18 protein-coding genes and 1 pseudogene are annotated in these 24,388 nt (G+C 71.1%); 11 read left to right on the top strand and 8 right to left on the bottom strand.

Going from position 1 to position 24,388, the window contains the following annotated elements; all coding sequences use genetic code 11:
* Positions 1 to 352: 352 nt before the first annotated feature.
* The gene (locus ACH499_RS04945; RefSeq protein WP_399013850.1) at positions 353 to 3,790 is read right to left on the bottom strand and encodes a phosphocholine-specific phospholipase C; all 3,438 of its coding nucleotides are present in this window, start codon (positions 3,788 to 3,790) and stop codon (positions 353 to 355) included.
* Positions 3,791 to 4,186: 396 nt separating this feature from the next.
* Positions 4,187 to 4,840 (bottom strand): hypothetical protein, encoded by a 654-nt coding sequence (locus tag ACH499_RS04940; RefSeq protein ID WP_399013849.1) that lies wholly within the window; start codon positions 4,838 to 4,840, stop codon positions 4,187 to 4,189.
* A 560-nt stretch (positions 4,841 to 5,400) separates the two neighbouring features.
* Here ACH499_RS04940 and ACH499_RS04935 point away from each other — a divergent pair.
* The 4 genes from ACH499_RS04935 to ACH499_RS04920 are packed head-to-tail and all read left to right on the top strand — an operon-like array spanning position 5,401 to position 9,412.
* On the top strand, positions 5,401 to 6,459 hold the full coding sequence (locus ACH499_RS04935; protein ID WP_399013848.1) for an ABC transporter substrate-binding protein: 1,059 nt from the start codon (positions 5,401 to 5,403) through the stop codon (positions 6,457 to 6,459).
* Between the two features lie 30 nt (positions 6,460 to 6,489).
* Positions 6,490 to 7,500, top strand: a complete 1,011-nt coding sequence (locus tag ACH499_RS04930; protein WP_356198256.1) for an iron ABC transporter permease — start codon at positions 6,490 to 6,492, stop codon at positions 7,498 to 7,500.
* Positions 7,497 to 8,585 carry a FecCD family ABC transporter permease gene (locus ACH499_RS04925; protein ID WP_399013847.1) on the top strand — a complete coding sequence of 363 codons (1,089 nt, stop codon included), beginning with the start codon at positions 7,497 to 7,499 and terminating at the stop codon, positions 8,583 to 8,585. The genes ACH499_RS04930 and ACH499_RS04925 overlap by 4 nt, the downstream gene beginning before the upstream one ends.
* On the top strand, positions 8,582 to 9,412 hold the full coding sequence (locus ACH499_RS04920; RefSeq protein ID WP_399013846.1) for an ABC transporter ATP-binding protein: 831 nt from the start codon (positions 8,582 to 8,584) through the stop codon (positions 9,410 to 9,412). Before ACH499_RS04925 ends, ACH499_RS04920 begins: the two co-directional genes overlap by 4 nt.
* Positions 9,413 to 9,616: 204 nt before the next feature.
* On the opposite strand, the gene ACH499_RS04915 is transcribed toward ACH499_RS04920, so the two are convergent.
* Complete coding sequence (locus ACH499_RS04915) at positions 9,617 to 10,597, bottom strand: LysR family transcriptional regulator (protein WP_399013845.1); 981 nt, start codon at positions 10,595 to 10,597, stop codon at positions 9,617 to 9,619.
* A 177-nt stretch (positions 10,598 to 10,774) separates the two neighbouring features.
* Between ACH499_RS04915 and ACH499_RS04910 the strand changes: the two genes are divergently transcribed.
* Complete coding sequence (locus ACH499_RS04910; RefSeq protein ID WP_399013844.1) at positions 10,775 to 11,449, top strand: hypothetical protein; 675 nt, start codon at positions 10,775 to 10,777, stop codon at positions 11,447 to 11,449.
* Between the two features lie 27 nt (positions 11,450 to 11,476).
* On the opposite strand, the pseudogene ACH499_RS04905 reads toward ACH499_RS04910, so the two are convergent.
* Positions 11,477 to 11,564: pseudogene (locus ACH499_RS04905) on the bottom strand (transposase); the annotation flags it as partial.
* Between the two features lie 132 nt (positions 11,565 to 11,696).
* A complete protein-coding gene (locus ACH499_RS04900) occupies positions 11,697 to 12,590 on the bottom strand; it encodes a LysR family transcriptional regulator (RefSeq protein ID WP_356198246.1) in 894 nt (297 codons plus the stop codon).
* A gap of 201 nt (positions 12,591 to 12,791) precedes the next feature.
* Between ACH499_RS04900 and ACH499_RS04895 the strand changes: the two genes are divergently transcribed.
* Both ACH499_RS04895 and ACH499_RS04890 read left to right on the top strand, forming a co-directional pair.
* Entirely contained in the window at positions 12,792 to 14,132 is a 1,341-nt protein-coding gene (locus tag ACH499_RS04895) for an MFS transporter (protein ID WP_399013843.1), read from the top strand.
* A 68-nt stretch (positions 14,133 to 14,200) separates the two neighbouring features.
* Positions 14,201 to 15,853, top strand: coding sequence for an amidohydrolase (locus tag ACH499_RS04890; protein WP_399013842.1), 1,653 nt, complete (start codon positions 14,201 to 14,203; stop codon positions 15,851 to 15,853).
* Positions 15,854 to 15,978: 125 nt separating this feature from the next.
* Here the strand turns inward: ACH499_RS04890 and ACH499_RS04885 are convergent, their stop codons facing one another.
* Both ACH499_RS04885 and ACH499_RS04880 read right to left on the bottom strand, forming a co-directional pair.
* Positions 15,979 to 17,490 (bottom strand): UbiD family decarboxylase, encoded by a 1,512-nt coding sequence (locus ACH499_RS04885; protein ID WP_399013841.1) that lies wholly within the window; start codon positions 17,488 to 17,490, stop codon positions 15,979 to 15,981.
* Positions 17,487 to 18,101, bottom strand: coding sequence for a non-oxidative hydroxyarylic acid decarboxylases subunit B (locus ACH499_RS04880; protein WP_356198239.1), 615 nt, complete (start codon positions 18,099 to 18,101; stop codon positions 17,487 to 17,489). Before ACH499_RS04880 ends, ACH499_RS04885 begins: the two co-directional genes overlap by 4 nt.
* A gap of 111 nt (positions 18,102 to 18,212) precedes the next feature.
* Between ACH499_RS04880 and ACH499_RS04875 the strand changes: the two genes are divergently transcribed.
* The gene (locus ACH499_RS04875; RefSeq protein ID WP_399013839.1) at positions 18,213 to 18,665 is read left to right on the top strand and encodes a MarR family winged helix-turn-helix transcriptional regulator; all 453 of its coding nucleotides are present in this window, start codon (positions 18,213 to 18,215) and stop codon (positions 18,663 to 18,665) included.
* Here the strand turns inward: ACH499_RS04875 and ACH499_RS04870 are convergent.
* Positions 18,646 to 19,326 carry a TetR/AcrR family transcriptional regulator C-terminal domain-containing protein gene (locus ACH499_RS04870; protein WP_356198237.1) on the bottom strand — a complete coding sequence of 227 codons (681 nt, stop codon included), beginning with the start codon at positions 19,324 to 19,326 and terminating at the stop codon, positions 18,646 to 18,648. The genes ACH499_RS04875 and ACH499_RS04870 overlap by 20 nt on opposite strands.
* A 154-nt stretch (positions 19,327 to 19,480) precedes the next feature.
* On the opposite strand from ACH499_RS04870, the gene ACH499_RS04865 reads away from it, so the two are divergent.
* The 3 genes from ACH499_RS04865 (at position 19,481) to ACH499_RS04855 (ending at position 24,385) form a co-directional block, all read left to right on the top strand.
* Positions 19,481 to 20,986 carry an APC family permease gene (locus ACH499_RS04865; RefSeq protein ID WP_399013838.1) on the top strand — a complete coding sequence of 502 codons (1,506 nt, stop codon included), beginning with the start codon at positions 19,481 to 19,483 and terminating at the stop codon, positions 20,984 to 20,986.
* A gap of 64 nt (positions 20,987 to 21,050) precedes the next feature.
* Complete coding sequence (locus tag ACH499_RS04860; RefSeq protein WP_399013837.1) at positions 21,051 to 22,685, top strand: amidohydrolase; 1,635 nt, start codon at positions 21,051 to 21,053, stop codon at positions 22,683 to 22,685.
* Between the two features lie 1,037 nt (positions 22,686 to 23,722).
* Positions 23,723 to 24,385 (top strand): DUF2848 family protein, encoded by a 663-nt coding sequence (locus tag ACH499_RS04855; RefSeq protein WP_399013836.1) that lies wholly within the window; start codon positions 23,723 to 23,725, stop codon positions 24,383 to 24,385.
* Positions 24,386 to 24,388 lie beyond the last annotated feature (3 nt).

Raw genomic sequence — 24,388 nt, 5'->3', positions numbered from 1 at the left:
GGGTCGCGATGCCGTGCCATTGCTTCAAACGCTTGAAGCACTGTTCGACAACGTTGCGCTGCTGGTGGACCTTGCGGTCGAACGTCCGCCGATGCTGTCACGCCGGGCCCGGGTTCGGATCTGGTCGCCCCGCGCTGGGATGGTATGCGGGATGCTCCGGCGTCGCGGCCAAGTCCGCCTGGCTGCCCGCGCACAGCAGCCACAGCGCCCGCAGCTCCACCGGCTGTCTCCCGGCAGGCCGCGGCGCAGAGCATGCCGTCACCCCCCGGAGAGCCGTTCCCGTGCCGGGAGGCGAGAACGGAACAGAGCGTTCCGGGAGGGGCGGACCGCGGTGGTGTGTGTGAGCGACCGGTCAGACGTCGGTGATCGGGCTCGTGCCCAGGCGGATGTTGTCGATCGCCCAGAACCAGTTGTTGCCCGCGTTGAAGATCCGGAACTTCGCCTTCGCGGACGTGGCGCCGGACGGCACGGGGCAGGAGAGACGGACGAGCCGGTTCTGCTGGTCCGTCCCCTGGTTGGTGTTGCCCGAGGAATCGCTGCTGTAGTGGAGCAGTCGCGCTGTTGCGCCCGAGTCGAACTCGAGGACAACCTCGGCCTCCTGCGGGCTCTCCTGCCGGTAGTGGGAGTCGAAGCCCAGGTACAGCGTGGTGGTGCCCGCGGGGATCGTCACCGCGGGGCTGGTCAGGGTCGAGTCGAAGCGTCCCCGAGCGGAGGGACTGCCGGTGTCGTCCCAGTCGTCGGCGTCCGCGACGGCGACGACTCCGAGGGACCGGGTGAAGCCTGAGCGGCCCTGACCGGCAGGGAACCAGAACTGCTTGGACAGGAAGGTCCAGCCCTGCAGCTCCCGCGTGCCCTGTGGCATATCCGCCGCATTGGTGACCGTCCAGCCCTCGGGCGAGGTCCGGGTCCATCCGAGCAGGCCGGGTCGGTCGAGGTCGGCCGCAGGGCTGAGAGCGGGGGCGACGGACTCGAAGTCCTCCGCGAGCAGGTATCCGGTCATGAGGGGGCCGGTCTTGACGGGCAGGGACGCGGACGCCTTCATGGCCCGGCCCGTCAGCTTCGCCGTGACGGCGGCCTCGAGGGTGTCGGCGGTACGGACCGCGGAGACGGGCGCGACGACGTCCCACGTGAGGGCCACGGACGAACGGGCCGCGACAGAAGTGGGCGTGGCGCCCTTGGCCGTGGCGCTCCAGCCCTTCGGAAGAGTCAGGGTGGCGGCCAGATCGGTGAGGGGTGTGCTGCCGGCGTTGGTGACGGTGGCAGCCACCGTGGTGGGCCTGCCCGGCGAGAGCACCATGCCGTCGGTCTCGGGTGAGCTGGCCGGACCGTTCAGTGCGATGCTCATGGCAGGGGCGACCCTGGTCCGCAGGCGCGCGTCGGCCAGTCTGAGCAGACGGTCGCTCTCGGCGTGTGCGGCGACGACGAGCTGGCCGGCGGTGGCGCTGTCGGTGGGCGTGACGGTGAAGCGCACGTCGGCCGACTTCCCGGCTTCGAGCCCTCCGGGGACTTCACCGGTCCGCTCGACCGTCCAGCCTGACGGGGCGAGCAGGGCGACGGCGAGTCCTCCGAGCCTGCCGCTGTCCTGGTTCCCCACGGTGACGACGACCTCGGTCGGGTCTCCCTGGGTGAACGGCGTGTCCAACGGCGGAACCGCGGCCGGCAGGCGGATCGTCGCGGTCAGCGCCGGGACGCCACCGGTCGCGGGGTCGGTGACCCCGGGTCCGCCGTCCGCCGCGCGGCCGGTCATGCGGCGCAGGAATGCCTGGTCGTCTCTGTCGAGGACCGCGATGTCGTACCAGCCGTGGTCCGGGAGGCGGAACCGGACCGTACGGGACATGCCGGGCGCAAGAGTGACGGTGCGTACGGGCCCGCCGTGACGGTGGGAGTACACCGACTCACCGACGAGGAGAGTGCGGGTCGTCGGGGAGGAGTTGGAGCATACGACGTCCACGCGGCCGGCGGCCGGGTGCTCGACGAGGTGAGCGTCGGCTCCCACACCGGATCCGCGCAGCTCCCAGGTGGACCAGCCGGGACCGTGGACCTGCAGGTCGTAGCCGTCATCACCGTACTCCACCGTCGTGTCGGTGCTCTTGCCCGCAGGGACCGTCCAGGCGCGCGGAGCGGTACCGTCACCGGGGTAGGCGGTGAGCACGGCGCCGACGGTGCCTTGGTTGCCCAGCCGGAGGCGGCAGCCGGAGCGGGTGATGTCGCTCCGCAGGGAGAGCCGGTACGGCAGGGGACGTGTCGGGCGCGTGCCGGTCTCCTGCTGGGGCAGTGACTGGTTCTTCGGCGGTACGGGGGTCCAGCGGGCGACCGCCGCGGGCACCGGTCCAGGCTGTTCGACCTTGGGCTGCCGGTGCCCACGGTGGAAGTCGAAGGCGGAGGTCAGGTCGCCGAACACGCTGCGGCGCCAGTCACTGATGTTGGGCTCGTGGACGCCGGTCCACGTCTCGAGAAACCGGATCACGGAGGTGTGGTCGAACGCCTGCGAGCTGACGAATCCGCCGACGGTCCAGGGTGACACGATCGTCATCGGCACGCGCGGACCGGGGCCGATGGGACTGCCGTTGAACCAGTCGTCGCTGTTGCCGGAGGACGGCTGCGGCGCGACGGGGGCGGGGACGTGATCGAAGTAGCCGTCGTTCTCGTCGAAGTTGATGAACAACGCCGTCTTCGCCCAGGTCTTCGGGTCGCTCGCGATGGCGTCAAGGAGGTCGTAGACGAGGTTGGCGCTGCCGGCCGGAGTAGAGGTGCTGGGGTGCTCGGAGAGCGCCGCCGTCGGAACCACCCAGCTGACCTTCGGCAGTGTGCCGTTCTCGATGTCGGACCGGATCCGGTGGATGAGCGTGTCCGGTTCGGAGCGGTAGGCACCGCGCAGGAAGAGCTGTCGCTCGGACTCGGTCAACGCGTCGACGCCCCGCTGGAACTCGGCCAGCGCGTTTTTTCTCTGCTCCGAGGTCCTGTTCCACAGGCTGTCGTAGAACTGCTCGGTGGTGGAGTACTGGCCGGCGACCTTGGAGAGGATCTTCCGGCCGATCTCCTTCCACGGCCGGAAGTACTCCACCGCGTTGTCGGTGAAGTTGTCCCACTCCTGGTAAATCTGCCAGGACACGCCCGCGGCTTCCAGACGCTCGGGGTACGTCGTCCAGGTGTAACCGGGGTGGGCGTAGTCGTACGCGGCGTTGGTGACGGCCCGGTTGACGCCGTCCGCCTCGTAGCCGGTCGTGCCGGACCACAGGTACAAGCGGTTGGGGTTGGTCGAACCGTAGACGGAGCAGAAATACGCGTCGCAGATGGTGAATCGGTCCGCCAGTTCGTACTGCAGCGGTATGTCCCGCCGGTCGTAGAAGGCCATGCTGCTCTGCGTCTTGGCGGCGATCCAGTCGTTCCACCATCCCTTCGCCCTGGCCTGGGTGGCGTCGGAGAAACCGTGCGCGAGCGATCCCAGGTACTGGATGTCGCTTTCCTCGCGGCCCGCTTCGACCGCCGCACGGCGGGCGGAGAACGGCAGCACGGTGCCGCCTTGGCGCCGGGGCTGCTCGAAGACGCTGGTCCCGGTGGGCAGACGCAGAGGCGTGCGGTCACCGAATCCGCGGACACCCTTGAGAGTTCCGAAGTAGTTGTCGAAGGAACGGTTCTCCTGCATCAGGACGATCACGTGTTCGATGGCACCTATCCCGCCGGGCGGCATGGGCATGGCCATCGCCTGGTGCAGCGACGGGGGAAGGAGGGAGAACGCGGCACCACCGGCGAGGGCACCGAGGACCTTGCGACGGGAAACATCAGACATGCGCGGAAGGCTAGATGCCTTTACCGCACTGCATAACCCGGTGCAGCAGGATTTCGCCGACCGTTCAGGCAGCGGCATCAACTGTTCTCCTGACCCGCCCCGCCGAGGCGCCGGCCCCGGGCGCGACACGCGCAGAACTGCCGGACCGCCGGTTCCGGGCTCGGCGTTCGCCGCCGTGGTGGAGCCGCCAGTTGCCAGTCTGCTCGGGTCCGTAAAGCCGACGTCCTCGACCAGGAACGCGAACTCAACGCCCGCCTCCGCCCGGAATGCCTCGGTCAGATCCCCCCGTTCCCCATCCCTCGATACTCCGAGATCGTCGGCGCCGGCGGAAGACTCAAACCCGGGGCGTCTTAGCGGGGTTGAGTCGGAGGCACGGGGCCTGAGGTGGCCGTGCGGTCAGCCGTCGAGCGTGGCGGAGGGCTCGTTGCCGTTCTGGGCCTGCTGGGACCGCCTGGCGAGCATCGTGGCCAGGTCTCGAACACTGTCCTCGTCGATGTCGCCCTTGTGCGCGGCAGACTCCATGGTCCACAGCAGCGTCGTGCCGACCCGGGTCTGGGACACGGCGCCGGGCTCGCCGTTGAAGCCGGAGGTGCCGAGCCGGGCGTCGTGCTCGTCACCGATCGGGCCGAGCTCCAGGGGCTTGGCCTTCTGGCCGGCCTGGTTTCCGTAGTAGCCGTCCCAGAGCACGTCGTACGCGTCCTGGGCGGCCTGTTCGCTGTCGTAGGCGACGACCTGGAAGGTGACGGAGGCGAAGGGGTTCTCGCGACGGAAGGTCGCGGCGCCGAAGAAGCGGGAGTTCTCGCAGCCCGCGTTGCCCTTGATGGGGCAGGCCTGCGAGCGATAGAGCTCGTTCATCTCGATGGCCGTGGGCTTGAAGGACTGCTTCCAGCCCGTCATGACCTCGCCGTCCGGCAGCGTCTGGCCGACCTGTTCCTTCGTGAGCGCCGCCGCCTTGCCGGTTGTGCTGTCACTCTCCGGCGCGCCTGCGCAACCGGTCAGCAGCAGTGCCACCGCGGTCGCCGCGTACCCCCAGTGCGTTCTCATGGCCATGCCACCACCCCCTTCGAGTCGGCCATCTTACGCGGAACATCTTCACGCGGGGCGTGCCACCCTTCGGCCACTGCTGCCTGGGGTTGTCACGTTGTCACGGGGACTCCGTCGGCCTCGCGCTCCTCGCGCTCCTCGCGGTCCTTGACTCGCTGGGCCCTGACGAACGATCGGCAGATCGGCGCTGCGCAGTCGGCCGGGATGTCCGGCTCGAACAGCCACGGGCGGCTGTAACCGGCAAGGCGGCGGCTGTTGTCCAGCTCTGTGGGCGGCGGTGCATCCCGCTGTCGCCCGCGCTCCTGGCCCGACGGAGGTTGCGCGACGCGCCCGGGCACGCAAGCCCAAGACCTGCATGTCGTCCACGTATCGGTCCGGGAGCCGGCACGCAGGGTGCCCGTGAGTGGACACCGCCTCATGCGGCGTGATGCCCCGGGCGATGACCACTCGGATGAATCGACCACTGCCAGAGGTCCTCATAACCCCCGCTTGCGTCCAGTGCGCGACGTTGACGTAAGGTAAGCCTGACCTAATTCTTCAAGGGTAAATCAAATCTAGGAGTCAGCATGTCTCATCGGTCTCGCGGGACAGCCACAGTCGCTCTCGCCGTCGCCGCAGCGCTGTCACTGGCTGCGTGCGGCACCGGTTCTTCCGAGAGCGGGCAGGAACGAGGCGCGTCCGCCGAGGCCGGGGCAGGTGCGAAGGACTCGAAGTCGGTCGCCAAGGGCGGCAAGGACTTCGCGGACGCGGCCGAGAAGACCGCCGCTCTCGGCACGGACGCCAAGCCCGGCCAGTGGCCACGCACGGTCAAGCACGCCATGGGCAGCACTGAGATCAAGGCCCAACCCAAGCGTGTGGTCGTACTGGATGTCGGCGAGCTCGACAATGTCGTCTCGCTCGGTGTGAAGCCGGTCGGTCTGGCTCCGACCGAGGGATCACCGGAACTCCCGTCGTATCTCAAGAAGGACGCAGGCACGCCGAAGAACGTCGGCACCATCAACAGCCTCAACCTCGAGGCGATCGCCGCGCTCAAGCCCGATCTGATCCTGGGCAGCCAGTTGCGCGCCGCCAATTCCTATGACGAGCTGTCACAGATCGCGCCCACCGTCTTCTCCATCCGCCCCGGCTTCACCTGGAAGGAGAACTACCTTCTCAACGCCGCCGCACTGGACAAGACGGCGCAGGCCAAGGCGAACCTCGCCGCGTACGAGAAGAAGGCCCAGGCTCTCGGAGACAAGCTGGGTACCAACAAGCCGACCGTTTCGATGGTCCGCTACCTGCCCGACGGCGTGATCCGGCTCTACGCCAATGCCTCGTTCATCGGCACGATCCTCAAGGACGTCGGCATCCCGCGCCCCAAGAACCAGGACATCATGGATCTGGCCGCCGAGGTCAGCGCCGAGAACATCGACCAGGCCGACGCCGACTACATCTTCACCGGCGTCTACGGCGATGCGAATGCCACTGACAAGAGCAAGGCGCAGGCCAATCCGCTGTGGAAGAACCTGAAGGCGGTCAAGGACGGACACGCCTACGACGTGCCGGATGAGACGTGGTACCTGGGACTCGGCGTCACTGCCGCCAACGAGGTGCTCGACGACCTCCAGAAGCACCTGACGGCCTGAGAAGCAAAGAAGAGAGAGTGAGCGCGACGCATGTCGCCACCCAACCCCACCCCTCGACGGGCGGGCTGGCTGCTGACCGGCGCGGTGATGCTGCTGATCGCCGTCCTTCTGAGCCTTACGGTGGGCAGCCGCCAGGTCGCGCCCAGCGAGGCCCTTCAGGCTCTGTTCCACGACGGCGGCAGCGAAGACGCCCAGGTGGTGCGTGCGCTGCGGGTCCCCCGGACGGTCATCGGCGTACTCGCGGGCGCCGCGCTCGCCCTCGCGGGAACGGTCATGCAGGGGATCACCCGTAACCCCATCGCGGAACCGGGCATTCTCGGTGTCAGCCAGGGCGCGTCGATAGGCGTCGTCAGCGCGATCGCGCTCTTCGGAGTGCACACGCTCAACGGCTATGTGTGGTTCGCGTTCGCCGGGGCCGCACTGGCCGGGGTCGGTGTCTATGCCATCGCCAGCGGCGGTCGAGGCGGAGCCTCGCCGATCAAACTCGCGCTCGCAGGTGCCGCGATGAACGCGTTCCTCGCCTCGCTCGTATCCGGGATCGCCACCACCAACGCTCGCGCTCTCGACGAGTTCCGTTTCTGGCAAGTCGGCTCGATCAGCGGGCGCGACGGCGAAGTCATCGGCCAGGTATGGCCCTTCCTCCTGACCGGGATCGTCCTGGTCGCAGCGCTCGCTCGAGGTCTCGACGCGCTCGCGCTGGGAGACGACGCCGCCAGAAACCTCGGCAACAACGTCGGACTGCTGCGGGCCCTCGGCGCGCTCGGAGCGACCGTGCTCACGGGCGCCGCAGTGGCAGCGGTCGGCCCGATCGCGTTCACCGGACTGGCCGTCCCACACATTGCCCGTGCCCTGGTGGGCACGGCGCACCGCTGGGTTCTGCCCCTGGCGGCACTGCTGGGCCCGGTGATGATCCTTGGCTCCGACGTGCTCGGCCGCATCCTCTTTCCGCCTTCGGAGGTACCGGTGGCCGTCATGACCGCCCTGATCGGCGTGCCGTTCCTGATCGCACTGGTCCGGCGTCGAGCGGTGGTGGCCGCGTGAGCCACCTCGAATCCGCCGCTCCAACCTGCCGGCCCGCCGTGCGCCCCGCCGGGCATGGCGTGCTGCGAGGCAAACGCGCCAGTTTTCTTGTGCACCGCCGGGCGGTCGTCGTCGCCGTGACTCTGACGGTGCTGCTCGCATGTGCGGTCGTGACGTACCTGTGCATCGGTGAATCCTTCGTCGCACCGGTGGAGGTCGTGCGCGTCCTGTTCGGCCGCCCCAGCCCCGACGAACTGGTGGTGGGCACACTGCGCCTGCCGCGTCTGGTCGTAGGACTCCTCGCGGGGGCCGCGTTCGGCGTCGCGGGAGCGCTGATACAGACCGTCGCCCGCAACCCGCTGGCCAGCCCCGACATCATCGGCGTCACGCACGGGGCAGGAGCGGCCACGGTGGCCGCACTCAGCTTCAACGCCGTAGAGGCTGGCGCACTGCCCTACGTTTCCATCGCCGGCGGCATGGCGGCGGCCCTGCTCGTGTACGTCTTCGCCTGGCGGGGCGGGCTCCACTCCTCGCGCTTCGTGCTGGTGGGAATCGGCGTGTCGGTCGCGCTCGGCTCCTTGACCCAACTGCTTCTGACCAAGGGCGACTACCTGGTGGCCCAGCAGGCCAAGGTCTGGCTGACCGGCTCGCTCAACAGCCGTGGCTACGCGGAGGCGAGCCCGCTCGCACTCGTGCTCCTGATCGGCGTCCCGGCGGCCCTGTGGGCGGCCCGGGCCCAGCGCGGTGTGTCCTTCGACGATGACACCGCGACCTCGCTCGGTGTACGCCTGGGCCGGATTCGGCTCGGGCTGACCGCACTCGGCGTCGTCCTGGCATCGGTGGCCACAGGCGCAGTGGGACCGGTCGACTTCGTCGCGCTGCTCGCCCCGCAGATCGCGCGCCGGCTCACCCGCACGGCTCAGATCCCGCTGCTGTCCTCGGCGTTGACCGGCGCCCTGGTCGTCGTGGTCGCGGACCTCCTGGCCCGCCGTCTGTTCTCCCCGATCGAGCTGCCGACCGGTGTACTCACCGCCGTCGTGGGTGCCCCGTACCTGATGTGGCTCATCATCCGTACCCGCAGCCGTTCCGGAGGCACCTCCTCATGAGCCGCCCGTCCGTCAGCCGACTCTCCGCCCACGATCTGAGCCTGGCATACGAGGACCGCACCGTGGTCGAGGGCCTGGACCTGGAGATACCCGACAACAAAGTCACCATCGTCGTCGGGCCCAACGCCTGCGGCAAGTCCACCGTCCTGCGGGCACTCGGCCGCCTTCTCAAGCCGCGGCGCGGTGCCGTACTGCTGGACGGAGCCGAACTGACCAGTCTCCCCGCCAAGCAGATCGCGCGGACCATCGGCGTCCTGCCGCAGTCCCCCACGCCACCGGACGGCATCACCGTCGCCGACCTGGTCGCCCGTGGCCGCCAGCCGCATCAGAGATGGTGGCAGCAGTGGTCGGAGGCCGACGAGCAAGCTGTGAGCGAGGCTCTGGAACGCACGAACACGACTGCCCTCGCCGACCGCCCCGTGGACGAACTCTCCGGCGGTCAGCGCCAGCGCGTGTGGATCGCCATGGCCCTGGCACAGGACACCGAACTTCTGCTGCTCGACGAGCCCACGACATATCTCGACATCGCTCATCAGGTGGAAGTCCTGGAACTCGTTCGCCGTCTCAACCGCGAACGCAGCCGAACCATTGTCGCTGTTCTCCACGACCTCAACCAGGCCACCCGCTACGCCGACCACCTCGTCGCCATGAAAGACGGCCGCATTGTCGCGCAGGGGGCACCGGGCGAGGTCGTCACCGCCGAGATGGTCCAGGACGTCTTCGGATTGTCGTCCGTTGTCATCCCCGACCCTGTCACCGGCGGCCGCCTCGTGGTCCCCACCTGCAGCTGGCAGCCTTCGGTGCCGGAGAAGACGCAGACACATTGATGGGCCTTGGGGCAGCTCGCTCCGCTGTTCGGCATCTCCCAGTCCGCCCTGGTGCCCACCCGCGACCACAAGATGTACCGCCGGCGCGGCGTCACGCGATCGCATCCAGACGGTCGTACGGCGGTTCGCCGAGCGCGTGCACGTGACGATGGGGATTCACCGACGCTGACGTCCCATCCGGTCGGGTGTGGCGTCCCCGCCTTCCTATGGCCCCGTCGCGCCCCCCGTCTCCCACCATCGTCTCGCGGGTACGCCGTCGCCGCCCGGGGTGGGGACGTTGCCCGTTTCATGGGCGGCGGCGCGTTCGCGGAGGAGGCGCCGGAGGTGGACGAGGGCCGGTGGGGACGGTCTCGTGGCCGGCCAGGCGAGGAGCGCGGTGCAGGGGGGAAGATCCGTCACGGCGACGTAGCGGACGCCGGGACGGGGCATGAGGGCGCGGCAGCTTTCGGAGATGAACCGGATGCCGTGCCCCAGGCTGACGTGCGCGATGGACGACTCCAGGGTGGTCACCTCGTGGGCGGTGTAGCGCACGGGGCGGCCGTCGGGGCGGGGATCGGCCGCCCAGAACTCCCGCCACCGCGGATGCACGTGGGGGGAGAAGCCGACGACGGGCAGGTCGGCGAGCTGGGCGAGGGAGACCTCGTCCCGGTCCGCGAGCGGGTGGCGGTCGGGCAGGCACACGAACCGCGTCTCCGAGCCGAGCGCCAGGGCGCGGATGCCCTCCGGCACGGGGCCGTAGCACACCACCGCGTCGAGCCGGCCGTCGAGCAGCGCCCCCACCTGCTCGACGTTGTCCACGTCCCGCCAGTCCACCTCGGGGGCGCCGTGCCGGGCCCGCAACCCCTCGAACATGATCCGCAGGGCCGGAAGGGCCGACAGATAGCTGCCGATCCGCAGGCGCCGTGCCCCATCCCGGGCGACCTCACGGACGGCGTCCCGCAGGGTGTCGGCGGCTTCCACCACGGCACGTGCGTGGGGCAGCAGATCCCGTCCGGCCGCCGTGAGTTCGGCCCGGCGCGTGGAGCGGTCGACGAGGGTCACGCCCCACAGCTCCTCCAGCGCGCGGATGGTGCGGCTGAGCGCGGGCTGACTGACGAACATGCGCCGGGCGGCCCGTCCGAAGTGCAGTTCGTCCGCGAGCGCGAGCAGCAGCCGTAGTTGTTGGGTGCTTGGGTCGGTGGCCATCTCCCCCGCCAGAACCGTCCGGACCTGCGTCGATGCAGGCAGGTTATCAATGCTCCCTGACCGTGCATCAGTTGTTCCTTCCCTGGTCATCCCTTGATCGCGACGATGGGAGGCATGGGAATGCGGAGGCGGGAGCCCGCCTCCCGACGTGGGAAGGGCGCTGTGAGGAAACCGAATGTGTCCGGCCGGCTGCCGGCGATCGTCCTCGGTGTGACGCTGATGACCGGGCTGACCGCCTGCGGGGACGAGGGCGACGACGCGGGCCCCGGATGGGCGGCCGGGGTGCGGGGGACGGACGGCGCGCCCGTCCTGGACGGCGCCGAGCAGGTGGCCCAGGCGCTGCCCAGCAAGGTCGGCGCGCCCGAGGGCTGGTCGGCTGACCCCCCCAGGCTGCTCGACGGCTCCGAGTCCGCCGCCGCGTGCCAGGAGGAGGCCGGGACGGTGTGTGTCGGACTGCACACCGCCGGCCGGGTGAAACTCGTCGGGGAGCGGCCCGATCCCGACGGGGAGGGAACGGAAGCGGCCTTCGCGCGTTTCGCCGTGCTCGCCTTCGACACTCCGGAGAACGCGGCCGTGGCCCACAAGATGATCGCGGCCGCGTTGCCCCGGAACGCCGAGGACCCGGTGAAGCCGGTGAAACCGGACGCGGGCGCCGACGAGACCGCGGCCTTCGCCGAGACGAAGGAGGGCACGATGACGCCCTGGGCCTGGGAGGGCGTGCTGCGCGTCGGGGGGACGGTCGTCCGGATCGAGTGCAGCAACCTCGCCGGCGACGCCGAGTTCGAGAAGCTGGCGAAGCTCCAGGTGGAGCGCGTCAGGAAGGTGGCGGCGGGCGAACACCCCGACGCCTGACATGGTGGGTCGTCAGCGCGTCAGGCCGTAGACGGTCTTGTACGGCGGGAAGTCGTGGGGGCGGGTACTCCCACGGAATGCCGGTGCGGTCGACGTACAGGATCGCGTTGACGATCTCCCGCGGGTCGTGCACTCGCGCCGCTGTGCCGGGTCGGGTTCACCCGGCCCGCCAGGCGGTGCCCTCCTGGCCCGGCCGCGAGTCCGGTGAGGGCTTCTCCGACGACCACGCCTCCTCGTAGGCCCTGGATCACAGCCCCGGGTAGCGCCCGAGGCGATGGACGAGGTGCTCTTTCAGGCCGTCGACCAGGGTGTGGATGGCGGAGCGGGCGTAGTGGGAGGCGTCCCACCCGGCGTACAGGGGGACGGTGAGGGGGCCCTCGGGGGCCCGGACGATCAGTTCGCGCAGTCCGAAGCGCGGGTCGTCGGTGACCAGGCACACGCCTCGGCCCCGCGCGGCCAGGGCCTGCGCGAAGGCGGAGGAGCCGCTCTCGACGACACTCGCGGGAGTCAGGCCCTCCCGGCTGACGGCCTCGTCGACGACCAGGCGCGCCACGTGGGAGCGGGGCATCAGGATCAGCGGCTCGGTGATCAGCTCGGCGAGGGGGACGGCGGTGTGCCCGCCCCACGGGTGAGCGGCGGGGACCTGGGCGACGACCGGGGTGCGGCCCAGGAACGCCGACTCCAGCGGCGCCGGTGCGGGAGTGGTCGAGATGCCCAGGTCGGCGTCGCTGCGCAGCAGCGTGTCGAAGACCTGGCTCGGTTCCGCCTGCACGGCGTCGTGGAGCGCCGGCCCCGCGGAACCGCCCTCCGCCATGAACGGGGCCAGCAGGTACGCGACGGTGGGGGCGGCGGCGACCACGGTGAGGGAGGCATCCTCTCCGCGCCCCATCGCGGCCATCGTCTCGGCGGCCTGCTCGGCACGGCGGACCAGGTCCTGCGCGACGGGCAGGAAGCGGCGGCCGGCGGCGTTCAGGGTCAGGGAGCCGGGGCCGCGCGTGAAGAGGCGGACACCCAGATCCTTCTCCAGCCCCTTGAGCTGGCGCGACAGCGAGGGCTGGGCAATGTGCACCTGACGGGCCGCGGCGGTGACCGACCTGGCCTCCGCCACGGCGAGGAAATAGCGCAGCACGCGCAGTTCCACGACGACCTCCCGAAGCGCCCGGCGAGCGGCCCATACCTCGAAGGCATGGGAAGGCGAGCAATCAAGTATTAGACCGCATGGCTGGCCGAAAATCACACTGTGGCTGTCCGCTCACCGCCCCGGGTGCTTCGCCGGGGGTCCCGTCCGGAACCCCGGTCGTTGCCCTCGTCCGCCGAAGAGCCCGTGTCCGCCGGAGGCCCCATGAACGTTCCCCGCCCAGCCTCTTCCGTCGCCGGAAGCACGCGCGCCCCGGGCCAGGCCCGCCGCGCGGGACTCGCCGCGTTCGTCGGCACCACCATCGAGTGGTACGACTTCTTCATCTACGGCACGGCGTCCGCGCTCGTCTTCGGCAAGCTGTTCTTCCCCGACGTGTCACCCGCCGCGGGCGTGCTCGCCTCCTTCGCCACCTTCTGGGTCGGTTTCCTCGCCAGACCGCTGGGCGGCATCGTCTTCGGCCACTTCGGGGACCGCATGGGCCGCAAGGGCACACTGGTCACCACCCTGGTGATGATGGGCGCCGCCACCTTCCTCGTCGGCGTCCTCCCCACCCACGCGCAGATCGGCGTCGCCGCCCCCCTGCTGCTCGCCCTGCTGCGCGCGGTGCAGGGCATCGCCGTGGGCGGCGAGTGGGGCGGCGCGGTCCTGATGGCCTCCGAGAACGCCCCCAGGGGCCGGGGGTCCTTCTACGCCATGCTGGTGCAGCAGGGCTCCCCGGCCGGGGCGATCCTGGCCACGCTGGTCTTCCTCGCCGCGGGCACGCTGGACGACGACGCCTTCATGTCCTGGGGCTGGCGCGTGCCGTTCCTGCTGTCGGGGCTGCTCGTCGTCGTCGGCCTCGTCATCCGCCTCAAGGTCGAGGAGTCGGACGACTTCGAGCGGGTCAAGGAGAGCGGCGACGTGGTGAAGCTGCCGGTCGCCGAGGTGCTGCGCACCGCGTGGCGGACCGTACTGCTCGGCATCGGCGCCTCGGTCATGGGCATCTCCGCCGCGTACTTCACCAACACGTTCGTGCTGTCCTGGACCACCAACGAGCTGCACATGAGCCGGCAGACGATGCTGTACATCCTGCTCGGCATCTCCGTGGTGCAGTTCCTGTGGCAGCCGTTCGCCGCCCTGATCTCCGAGCGGGTGGGGGAGACCCGGTTCATGGTGTGCTCGCTGCTCACCAACGTCGTCGTCGCCGTTCCGATGTTCCTGATGATCAGCACGGCGCGGCCCGCCCTCGTCTTCTGCGGCATCGCGCTCGGCATCGTCAGCGGTTCCGGGTACTACGCCGTCCTGGCCGGGTTCCTCGCCCGGGCCTTCCCCTCCCGCGTCCGCTACACCGGCATCTCCCTGTCCTACCAGTTGTGTTCGACCCTCATCGGCGGCACCACCCCGCTGGTGGCCCAGGCGCTGCTGACGTCCGGCGGCGGATCCATCTGGCCCGTGGTCGCGTTCTACGCGGTCCTGCTGCTGGCCACCACGGCCTGCGTGGCCGCGCTCGCCCGGTCCACCGACCGGCGAACGCCCCGGGAGCGGCCCGTTCCCGTGGCCGCCTGACCCCTTCGTCCCACGCTCTCGGCGGCCGCCGTGCGCCGTCCGTTCCCCATCCAAGGAGTTGACCACCTGTGCGTCTCGACGCCGTCTTCCGCAACGGACGCTTCACCACCCTCGACCCGGACCGCCCCGCCGCCGGTTCCGTCGGCGTCCTCGCCGGCCGGATCGTGGGCCTCGACGAGGAACTGGAGGGATGCACGGCCGACATGATCGTGGATCTCGGCGGCGCTCACGCCGTACCCGGCTTCAACGACGCGCACCACCATCTCAGCCTCGTGGGCAAGGGGTTGCGTGAACTCGACCTCTCGTACGCCGTCACGCCGAGCCTCGACGCGCTGTACGCGGCGGTGGCCGAGCGGGCCGCGACACTGCCCGAGGGCGCCTGGGTGCTCGGCGCGGGCTACGACCAGAACAAGATCGGCGCCCATCCGACCGCCGAGGCGCTCGACAAGGCCGCGCGGGGCCGCCCGGTGTGGCTCGTGCACACTTCCCACCACATGGGCGTGGCGAGCACGGAGGCGTTCCGGCGGGCCGGCTTCGGTGACCTGACCGCGGTGCCCGACCTGCCCGGCGGCCACGTCGTGCGCGACGCGGCGGGGCGGGCCGAGGGGCTGCTCCAGGAGACGGCGATGCACCTGGTCGAGCGGGCGCTGCGGCCCGAGCCCGTCGCCGAGTGGACCGCCAACATCGCCGCCGGCGCGCGGGCCGCCCTCGCGGTGGGACTGACCAGCGTGACGGAGCCGGGCATCGGCGTCACCGACGGCATCGGCAACGGCCCCGCCGACCTGGACGCCTACCTCCGGGTCCGGGAGCGCGGCGAGCTCGGCGTACGTATGACCGTCATGCCGTACATCACCGCACTGCACGACTGCGGCGTCTTCGAGCCGGGCGCCCACTGGTACGGGCTGGACCTCGGCCTGCGCACCGGCTTCGGGGACGAATGGCTGCGCGTCGGACCGACGAAGCTGATGTCGGACGGCTCACTGATCGGCCGGTCCGCGGCCATGTGCTGCGACTACCACGACACCCCGGGCAACAGCGGGCTGCTCCAGCACGATCCCGAGCGGATCCGCCGCTACGTCGTGGAGGCGCACCGCTGCGGATGGCAGGTCGCCACGCACGCCATCGGGGACGCGGCCCTGGACATCGTCCTCGACGCCTACGCCGAGGCGCAGCGCCTGCACCCCCGGGCCGACGTACGCCACCGGATCGAGCACGCGGCGGTGACGAGCACCGAGCAGGTCGCCCGGATCGCCGCACTGGGACTGGTCCCGGTGCCTCAGGGGCGCTTCCTGTCGGAGACCGGTGACGGACTGCTCGCGGCTCTCGGCCCCGACCGGAGCCGACTCGCCTACCGGATGCGCTCGTTCCTCGACGCGGGGATCGAACTGCCGGGCTCCTCCGACGCGCCCGTCGTCGCCCCCGATCCGCTGCTGAGCATCCACGACATGGTCAACCGGCGGACCGCCTCCGGCCTGCCGATCGCCCCGCACGAGGCGGTGACGGTGAAGGAGGCGCTGCGCGCGTACACGGTCGGCTCCGCCCACGCGGTCCACGAGGAGCACGTCAAGGGCACCCTGTCCCGGGGCAGGCTCGCGGACTTCACCGTCCTCAGCGACGACCTCCTGGCCACGGCTCCCGAGCGGATCGCGGAGGTGACGGTCACGGCCACCGTCGTCGGCGGCCGGATCGCCCACGACACGGGGGCCCTGCGGGTCTGCTGACGCGCGGAGGCGCGACGGTCACCTGCACGCCGGCGGACGCGTCCCACCGGTGTGCGGGGATCGGGCGGAAGCGGCCACGCGGCGCCGGCGAGGGGCTCTTCCGCCGCGTCGCCGGCGGACGTGTCTCAGCGCGGTCGCGGATCCGTCGCCCCGAACCCGTAGTCGGCCCAGTTCTCGACGACCCGCCGGCGCACGTCCTCGGGGTAGGAGTTGTGGAACGAGGCGGTGATGCCTCTGGTCTCGCCGTGGAACTGTTCCGGCAGCAGGCAGCTGACGACGGTCTTCCCGCCGCGGCCGGTACGCACCTCGTCCGCCGTGAGGTAGGGGACCATCGGGATGCCGGGCGCCTCGGGGTAGAGGTAGTGGCTCGTGGCGGGATGACTGCGGGTGGCCATCGCCCACACCACCTGGTCGAGGTCGGTGATGTCGATGTCGTCCGCCACCAGCAGGACCTTCGGCACCAGCCACCCGGTGTGCGAGCCGAAGAGCACCTCGGCGACGGCGTCGGCGAGCTGACGTTCCGTCATGCCCGTCTCCGCCAGCCGCCGGATGTCGACGGAGACGACCATCCAGCACGTCGCGGCCTCGTAGGAGCACCAGGCCAGCGAGACGGGGAGACCGCTGGAGCGCAGGAGGCCGAGACCGGTGGCCGAGATCATGGTGCCCCAGACGGTGTGGTTCTCCTCCGGGGGCAGTCCGGCCACGCAGATGGGCAGGACGGGCCGGTCACGGAACGTCACGGCCTCGACGTGGAACACGGGCTGCGGCTTGCTCTCCGCGAAGGCGTACCCGTGGTACTCGCCCATCGGTCCCTCGGGGGCGGTCTCATCGGCGCTGATCCAGCCTTCCAGCACGATCTCGGAGTTGGCGGGGACGTACAGGTCGTTGGTCTCCGTGCGGACCACGTCGACGGGGCTGCCGGCCAGGGCGCCGACGTAGCCGGCCTCGTCGACCTCCGCCGGCAGCGGCATGCCGGCCGCGGCCAGGGCGGCCGGCGGGGCGCCGAGGACCATCGCCCAGGGGGTGCGCTCGCCCCGTTCGGCCCACATCCGGTGGATCATGCCGAGGTGCTGCTGCGGCATGGCCGGGCCGACCAGGGTGCTCCGGCCGTGCAGCATGGTGCGGCTGACGGACCAGCTCGTCCAGCGCGCGTCCGGTGTGCGCACCACGTGGAAGCCGTAGGTCCCGAAGTACCGGCCTCCGTCCTGTTCGTGCAGCAAGGGCACCGGGAAGCGCCGCAGGTCGACCTCGTCGCCGGTGAGGACGTTCTCCTTGCAGGGGCCGGTCGGCACCACCCGGGGCGGTACGGGATCGGCGTCCATGGCGGCGATGAGCTTGTCCAGCAGCTCGGGCGGCGTGGTGCCGCGCGGGAGTCCGAAGTGGGCGGCGAGCCGTCCGTAGGTCTCGCCCGGGACACCGCTCAGTCCGGCCGGGGCACCGAGGATCCGGCATCCCGGGTCGCCCTCGGTCAGGTTGCCGAACAGGGGGGCGGGTGCCTTGGTGTCGTAGACCCGCCGGGTGATGGCCCCGGCCTCCAGCGTGGGACTGACCGGTGCGCGGACGTCGACCGCGTCGCCGGTGGCGAGCAGCTCCGCGACGAAGTCCCGGAAGTTGAGCGAGCTGCCGTGCTGGGTCATGACTGGGCCTTTCCTGTGGGCGAGGGGTGGTCTTCGGCCGGACGCGGGTCGTTTCCCATGCCCTGCCAGCGCCGGGCGGTGGGCAGGTCCAGGCCGAACTGGTCGAGGACCCGCGCGACGATGTGCTCGACGACGTCGGCGATGTCCGAGGGCCGGTTGTAGAACGCGGGAACGGGCGGCATCACGATCGCGCCCATGCGGGTCAGTTCGAGCATGTTCTCGAGGTGCACGGCGGACAGCGGCGTCTCACGGGCCACCAGGACCAGTCGGCGCCGCTCCTTGAGCATCACGTCCGCGGCGCGGCCGACGAGTCCCTCGCCGTACCCGGTGCGGACGGCGGCCAGCGTCTTCATGCTGCACGGCGCCACTATCATGCCGTCGGCCCGGAAGGAGCCGCTGGAGATCGACGCCCCCTGGTCGTCCGGGCTGTGGTACACGGAGGCCAGCGCCCGCACGTCGCGCAGCGAGTACGGGGTCTCCTGGGCGAGCGTGGCCCGTGCCCAGCGGCTGACGACGAGATGGGTCTCGACGTCGAGTTCCCTCAGTGCCTCGAGCAGGCGTACCCCGATGGGCGCGCCGGTCGCTCCGGTCATGGCGACGACGAGTCTCACTCCGCCGACCTCCTCGGTGATGGATCGCTACACACAGTTATTCCGTACACGTCCTATGTGTGGACGGTATAGTACGTACACGTCCTGAATCAATCGGAGGGAGGGGGGACGGTGGCGCAGGAGAACGCGGCCCGCCGCACTCCGGTGGAAGCGCTCGGCGGACTCGGCCCGCTGGCCCGCCAGTTGAACCAGGTGCACAACCGGCTCTGGTACGAGCAGGTGCACCAGGACGTCACCGGGCCGCAGTTCACCGTGCTGAGCCTGCTGGACGCGTACGGGGACATGGATCAGGGCACCCTCGGGGCAATGGCGCGCCTGGACAAGTCGACGGCCGCCCCGCTGCTCGAACGGCTGCGCCGCCGGGGCCTGTTGGAGATCACCCGGGACGAGGGTGACCGCCGGCGCAAGCTGGTCCGCATCACCGGGGACGGCAGGGAGCTCGCCGCCCGGCTCGCGCCCGCGGTCGTCGCGGTGAGCGAGCGGATGCTCGCCCGGTTCTCACCCGGCGAACGGGATCAACTGCTGGACCTGCTGCGGCGGGCGGTCAGCGAGCCGGACGCCTGACGCCCCGCTCGGACGGCGCCGCGGACGTCCCGTCGTCCGGGGCGGCCTTTGCGGACCGGTTGTCCGCCGGCAGGCTCCGGCAGTGGGCCAGGAACCCCGCGAGAGTCAGCTCGAAGGCGTGATCGGCGCGGGACGGTCCCGTGGCGGCCAGGGCCCGGGCGAGTCGTGGGGAGCCGTCCTCCTCCGCCACCCACATCACCTCGGGGGCGGACATGTCCAGGGCCGAGCCGAGGACGATGTTGTCCAGGCCGGTGATGACCGGCATCACGGTCCGCGGTGCGAAGCCCGCGTCCAGCAGTAGGCCGGCCACCCGCTCGTACTGCTCGATCACCCGGGGCGCCCGCACCGGCGCGGTCATCAGCATGGAGATCGCCCGGGGGTGGGCCGCGAAGGCGGCGCGGTAGGAGCGGGCCCACGCCTCCAGTGCGACGTCCCAGGGGCGTTCGTCGAGCGTCGAGGAGTCGAGGTCGTCGACGACCCGCTCCCGGAGCAGTTCGATCACCCCGGCCCGGCCGTCCACATGGTGGTACACGGAGGCGGTCTGCACACCCAGTCTGCGCGCGATCTCGGGGACGGTGAAGTCCCCTGTCTCGTCGACGAGTTCGAGCGCCGTCCGGCCGATGCGCCCGCGGTCGAGCAGAGCCTTGCGCGGCCGCCCCATATTTCTCTCCTGACGTGAGGTCTTCCCGAATCGTACGGCGGCCGTCTACATTGCCTAAACCGAAACGATTTAGGTTTACGCGGCCCCGCCCCCCACCCGCCGGACGCTCAGGGCCGCGGCCCCCCGATCCTCCGTCGAAGAAGGGCCGAGCGTCATGGCCGTTGAGTCCGGCTCCCGCCAGGGAGCACCGGAAGCCGCCCCGTCCCAGGGCGCAAGCACAGTGAGCGAGAACGAGTCACCGGGGCTGCGCCGGGCCGGTCTCGGCGTCGCCGACATCGCGTTCTTCGTGGTCTCCGCCGCCGCGCCCCTGACCGTCATGGCCGGTGTGGCACCGCTGGCCATCGGCATCGGCGGTGTCGGCGCTCCCGTCGGGTACCTGATCGCCGGCGCCACGCTCGCCCTGTTCGCGGTCGGGTTCACCGCGATGACCCGGCACGTCCGCCACGGCGGCGGCTTCTACGCCTTCATCACCCGGGGGCTGGGCCGGCCCGCCGGTTTCGGAGCCGCCACCCTCGCGCTCCTCGCGTACAACGCCATGCAGATCGGCGTGTACGGCCTGCTCGCCACCGGCACCCAGGACACGCTGGAGGCGCTGTGGGGCGTCCACGTGCCCTGGCCGGCGATCGCCGTCGCGGGCGTCTTCGTGATCTGGTCACTCGGCCACCGCAGCATCGAGTTCGGCGCGAAGGTCCTCGGCGCCCTGCTGATCGCGGAGACCGGCATCCTCGCCCTGCTCGCGGGCGGCGTCCTCCTCGACGGCGGCGCCGAGGGCCTCGCCCTGGACTCCTTCGCACCGCACAACGTCCTCGTGCCCGGCACCGGCGCGGTGCTCACCTTCGCGTTCGCCGCCTTCACCGGCTTCGAGTCCACCGCGATCTACCGCCGCGAGGCGCGCGACCCCGGACGCACCATTCCCCGGGCCACCTACGTCGCCGTCGCGTTCCTCGGCCTCTTCTACGCGTTCTGCGTCTGGATCGTCATCCAGGCCTTCGGTGGTTCGCAGATCATGAAGGCCGTCACCACCGATCCGACGGGCCTGTTCTTCACCGCGACCACGCACTACGTCGGCGGCTGGGCGACCGGCCTCATGCACGTCTTCATCGTCACCAGCATCATCGCCTCGCAACTGGCCTTCCACAACGCGATCAACCGCTACGGGCTCTCCCTCGCCCAGGAGGGTGTCCTGCCCAAGGCCCTCGGCAAGGTCCACCCCAGGCACCGGTCACCGTACGTGGCGAGCATCGCGCAGAGCATCCTCGCCCTGGTGGTCGTCACCGCGTTCGCGGTGGCCGGTGCCGACCCGTACCGGCAACTCCTGCTGTGGGTGAACACCCCCGGCGCGATCGGGCTGCTGGGCCTCCAGGCGGTCACCGCCGTGGCCGTCTTCCGCCACTTCCGGCGCGTCCGGCACGAGGAGGGCCGCTGGCGGACCCTGATCGCACCGCCGGCCGCCGCCGTCCTGATGGCCGGCGCGATGTGGCTGGTCATCAGCAAGATCGACCTGATGACCGGGGCCTCGGCCACCACCAACACCGTCCTCGTGCTGCTGGTCCCCGGCGCCTTCCTCCTCGGCGTCCTCATCGCGCTGCGCATCCGCCGCAGCCGCCCCGAGGTGTACGCCCACTTCGCCGACGAGCCCGACGACGAGGCCGTCCGCTGACCTCCGTCAGCCCGCCCGGGCGCCGGCCCGCACCGACACACATCCACCGCAAGGAACGACACCAGTGACACACCCCGCCACCTCCCGCCCCGCCGTCGCCGACACCGTCCTGACCGGCGCCCGCGTCCGCACCCTCGATGCCGACCGGCCGTACGCCCGCGCGGTCGCGGTCAAAGACGGCCGCATCGTCGCCGTCGGGGACGACGATGACGTCCGCGGCTGGCGGGGCGCGGACACCGAGGTCGTCGACCTGGCCGGCGCCACCCTCACGCCCGGCCTGGTCGATGGCCACAGCCACCCGTACTTGGGCGTGACCATGTCCACCGGACTCGACCTCTCCCGCTGCCGGGACCTGGACGAACTGCGGGCCGCCCTGGCCACCCGGGCCCGTACCACTGGACCTGGCGACTGGGTCCTGGCCCACAGCCTCGACCACAACGTCTTCGGCGGCCACCCGGTCCACCACGACCTGATCGACCCGGCCCTCGGCGGTGTGCCGGCCCTCATACGGCTCTACGACGGCCACTCCGCCCTGGCCAGCGGCCCCGCGCTGACCGCGGCGGGCATCGACGGACCGCGCCGCTTCGCGCAACGGGCGCAGGTCGTCTGCGACCCGGACGGGCGGCCCACCGGGCACCTCGTGGAGTTCGCCGCGATGAGCCTGATGGATCCCGTCCTGCCGCGCGAGAGCACGGCCGCGCGCCGCGGACGCCTCCTCGCCCTGCTGCGCGACATGGCGGCGACCGGCCTCACGGGCGCCCACGTCATGGACCTCCAGGAACCCGACGCCCTCGGCGTCCTGGCCGGCATCGAGGAGGACGGCGAGCTGCCCGTGAGGCTGCGGATCGCCCCCTGGTGCATGCCCGGAACCGACGAGGAGGGCCTCGACCACCTCATCGAGACGCAGCGCTCCCACGGCCGGCGCTGGCGGGTCGGCGGCGTCAAGTTCTTCATGGACGGCACCGTCGAGGGCGGCACGGCGTGGCTCGAGCACGCCGACTGCCACGGTCAGGGCACCGAGGCGTTCTGGCCGGACCCCGCGGCCTACACGAGGGCGGTCCACCACCTCGCCCGTGCCGGAGTGCGCACGGTCACCCACGCCATCGGGGACGCGGCCGTACGCCATGTCCTCGACACCGTGGAACTCCTCGACGACGACCGGCAGCGCGCCCTGCACCGGATCGAGCACATCGAGACCGTGCCGGACAGCCAACTCCCGCGCTTCGCGCGGCTCGGCGTGGCGGCCTCCATGCAGCCCACGCACCTCGCCTACACCCGCGCCGACCACCGCGACGAGTGGTCGACGCGCCTCGGGGAGGAACGGGCCGGCCGAGCCTGGCGCTGCCGTGACCTGCGGGACGCGGGCGCGACCCTGGTCCTCGGCTCGGACTGGCCCATCGCGCACTACGACCCGCGCGAGGTACTGGCCACCGCCCGCCTGCGCCGTCTGCCCGGACGGCCGGACGTCGAGCCGGTGCGGGCCGAACAGGCGCTCACCGGCCTGATGGCACTGGAAGGCTGCACCTCGCACGCGGCGCGTGCGGTCGGCGAAGAGGATGTCGCCGGGCGTATCGCGCCGGGCTGCCGGGCGGACCTCACGGCGTTCGCCGTCGACCCCGTCACCGCACCGGCGGACGAACTGGCCGAAGCCCCCGTGACGCTGACGATGACCGGCGGGACGGTGGTGCACCGGGCCTGATCCGGCCGGGCCCCGACCGCGGCGGCCCGGCCGCCGCGACGGGCCCGGCCGTCGGAGCTCCGGGCGAGCGGGCCCCCGCCGGTTCCCGAGGGCTCTGGGTCCCGACCGGAGCTCCTGCGACGCGCCCGTCGTCGCCCCCGATCCGCTGCTGAGCATCCACGGCATGGTCACTCGGCGGACCGCCTCCGGTCTGCCGATCGCCCCGCACGAGGCGGTGACCGTGAAGGAGGCGCTGCGCGCGTACACGGTCGACTCCGCCCACGCGGTCCACGAAGGGCATGTCAGCCCGTCGCCCCAGGTGGCGACGCCGTTCCGGCCTGTACGGCCGCCTTCCGCCCCTCGTCGACGAGAACAACGAAATCCCCTGTCGACAACTTGTATACAGTTCGTCTACAGTCGGCATACCGGCTTCGGCCGGGGACCTTGCTCGATCTCCGACGACACGGAAATGGCAGGTGCGGACGTGGCCGGGAAGCGTGACGGAACCCGTCGGCTCACCGATGGGGCCCACGGGCCCGGGGCGCCGCCGCCGACATCGCCTACGACTGGAGGCGGCGCAGGATCGTCGCGCTGCCGTCGGACGAGGACATGTTCCTGACCGAGGCCCGGGCGGCCGAGGCGGCACAGGTGTCCCGCACCCCGCGTGCGAGGCACTGACCCCTCTGGAGGGGGACCGGATGGTGCGTCGGTCCCACGGCGCGGAGTGCGCGTCCCGTCCATGAGCCGCGGCGACGTCGAGGCCCTGTTCGAGGCGCGCGGTGTGATCGAGGCCTGGGCCACCGCCCAAAGCAGCCTCCGCCGCGATCGTCTCCGCAGGCGGCAACCACGTCTTCACCGGCCTGTGCCGCTCCCTGCGGCACCGGCGCGCGATCGCCGCGGCCCTCGCGCTCGGCGACGAGGAGACGGAGGTCCGCGCCGCCCGCGATCACCTGACCTCACCGTGCGGACGCCGCGCCACGACGGCCTCCGCGCCAACCCGGCCACGCACTGAAACCGCCATCTGAACCCAGGCACCGACCCCCCGGAAGGAGTCGTCAGTGACGACGACCACCGACGCCGTCACCCTCACCACACCCGACGGCGTCCCCGTCCCGCTGGAGAACGCCACCGTGGTGGTGGCCGGGTACGCCGGCCGCGACCAGGCCGGAGTCAAGGCGCACATCGACGAGCTCGCGGCCATCGGCGTCGCACCGCCGCCGGAGGTGCCGATGTTCTACCCCATGCCGCCCGGCCTCCTGACCACCGCCTCCCAGGCTCCCGCGTCCCCGGACTCCTCCGGAGAGGTCGAGCCGCTGATCGTGCGCCAAGGCGGCCGCTTCTACCTGGGGGTGGCCTCCGACCACACCGACCGCGAGATCGAGAAGACCGACATCCTGACCTCGAAGCGGGCCTGTCCCAAGCCGGTCGGCGCGACCGTCGTCCCGTTCGACCCGGACACCTTCGACTGGGACGGCTGCGCCGTCACCAGCACCGCCGACGGAGCCCCGTACCAGGACGGCAGGCTCGCCGAACTGCTCCACCCGTCCGACCTGTTCGCCCGCATGACCGAGCGCGGCCTGATCACGGACGACGAGGACGTCGTGGTCATCGGCGGCACGGTGCCGCTGCTGACCGGCCGGTTCCTGTTCGCCACCTCCTGGGTCATCGAGCTGACCACAGCAGAGGGCACCACCATCCGCCACGAGTACAAGACGAACTGAGGA

The sequence above is a fragment of the Streptomyces sp. NPDC018947 genome, from assembly GCF_044390505.1.
GTDB lineage: Bacteria > Actinomycetota > Actinomycetes > Streptomycetales > Streptomycetaceae > Streptomyces.
Note: the sequence above shows the minus strand (reverse complement) of the source record. Positions and strands in the feature narration are given on the sequence as shown.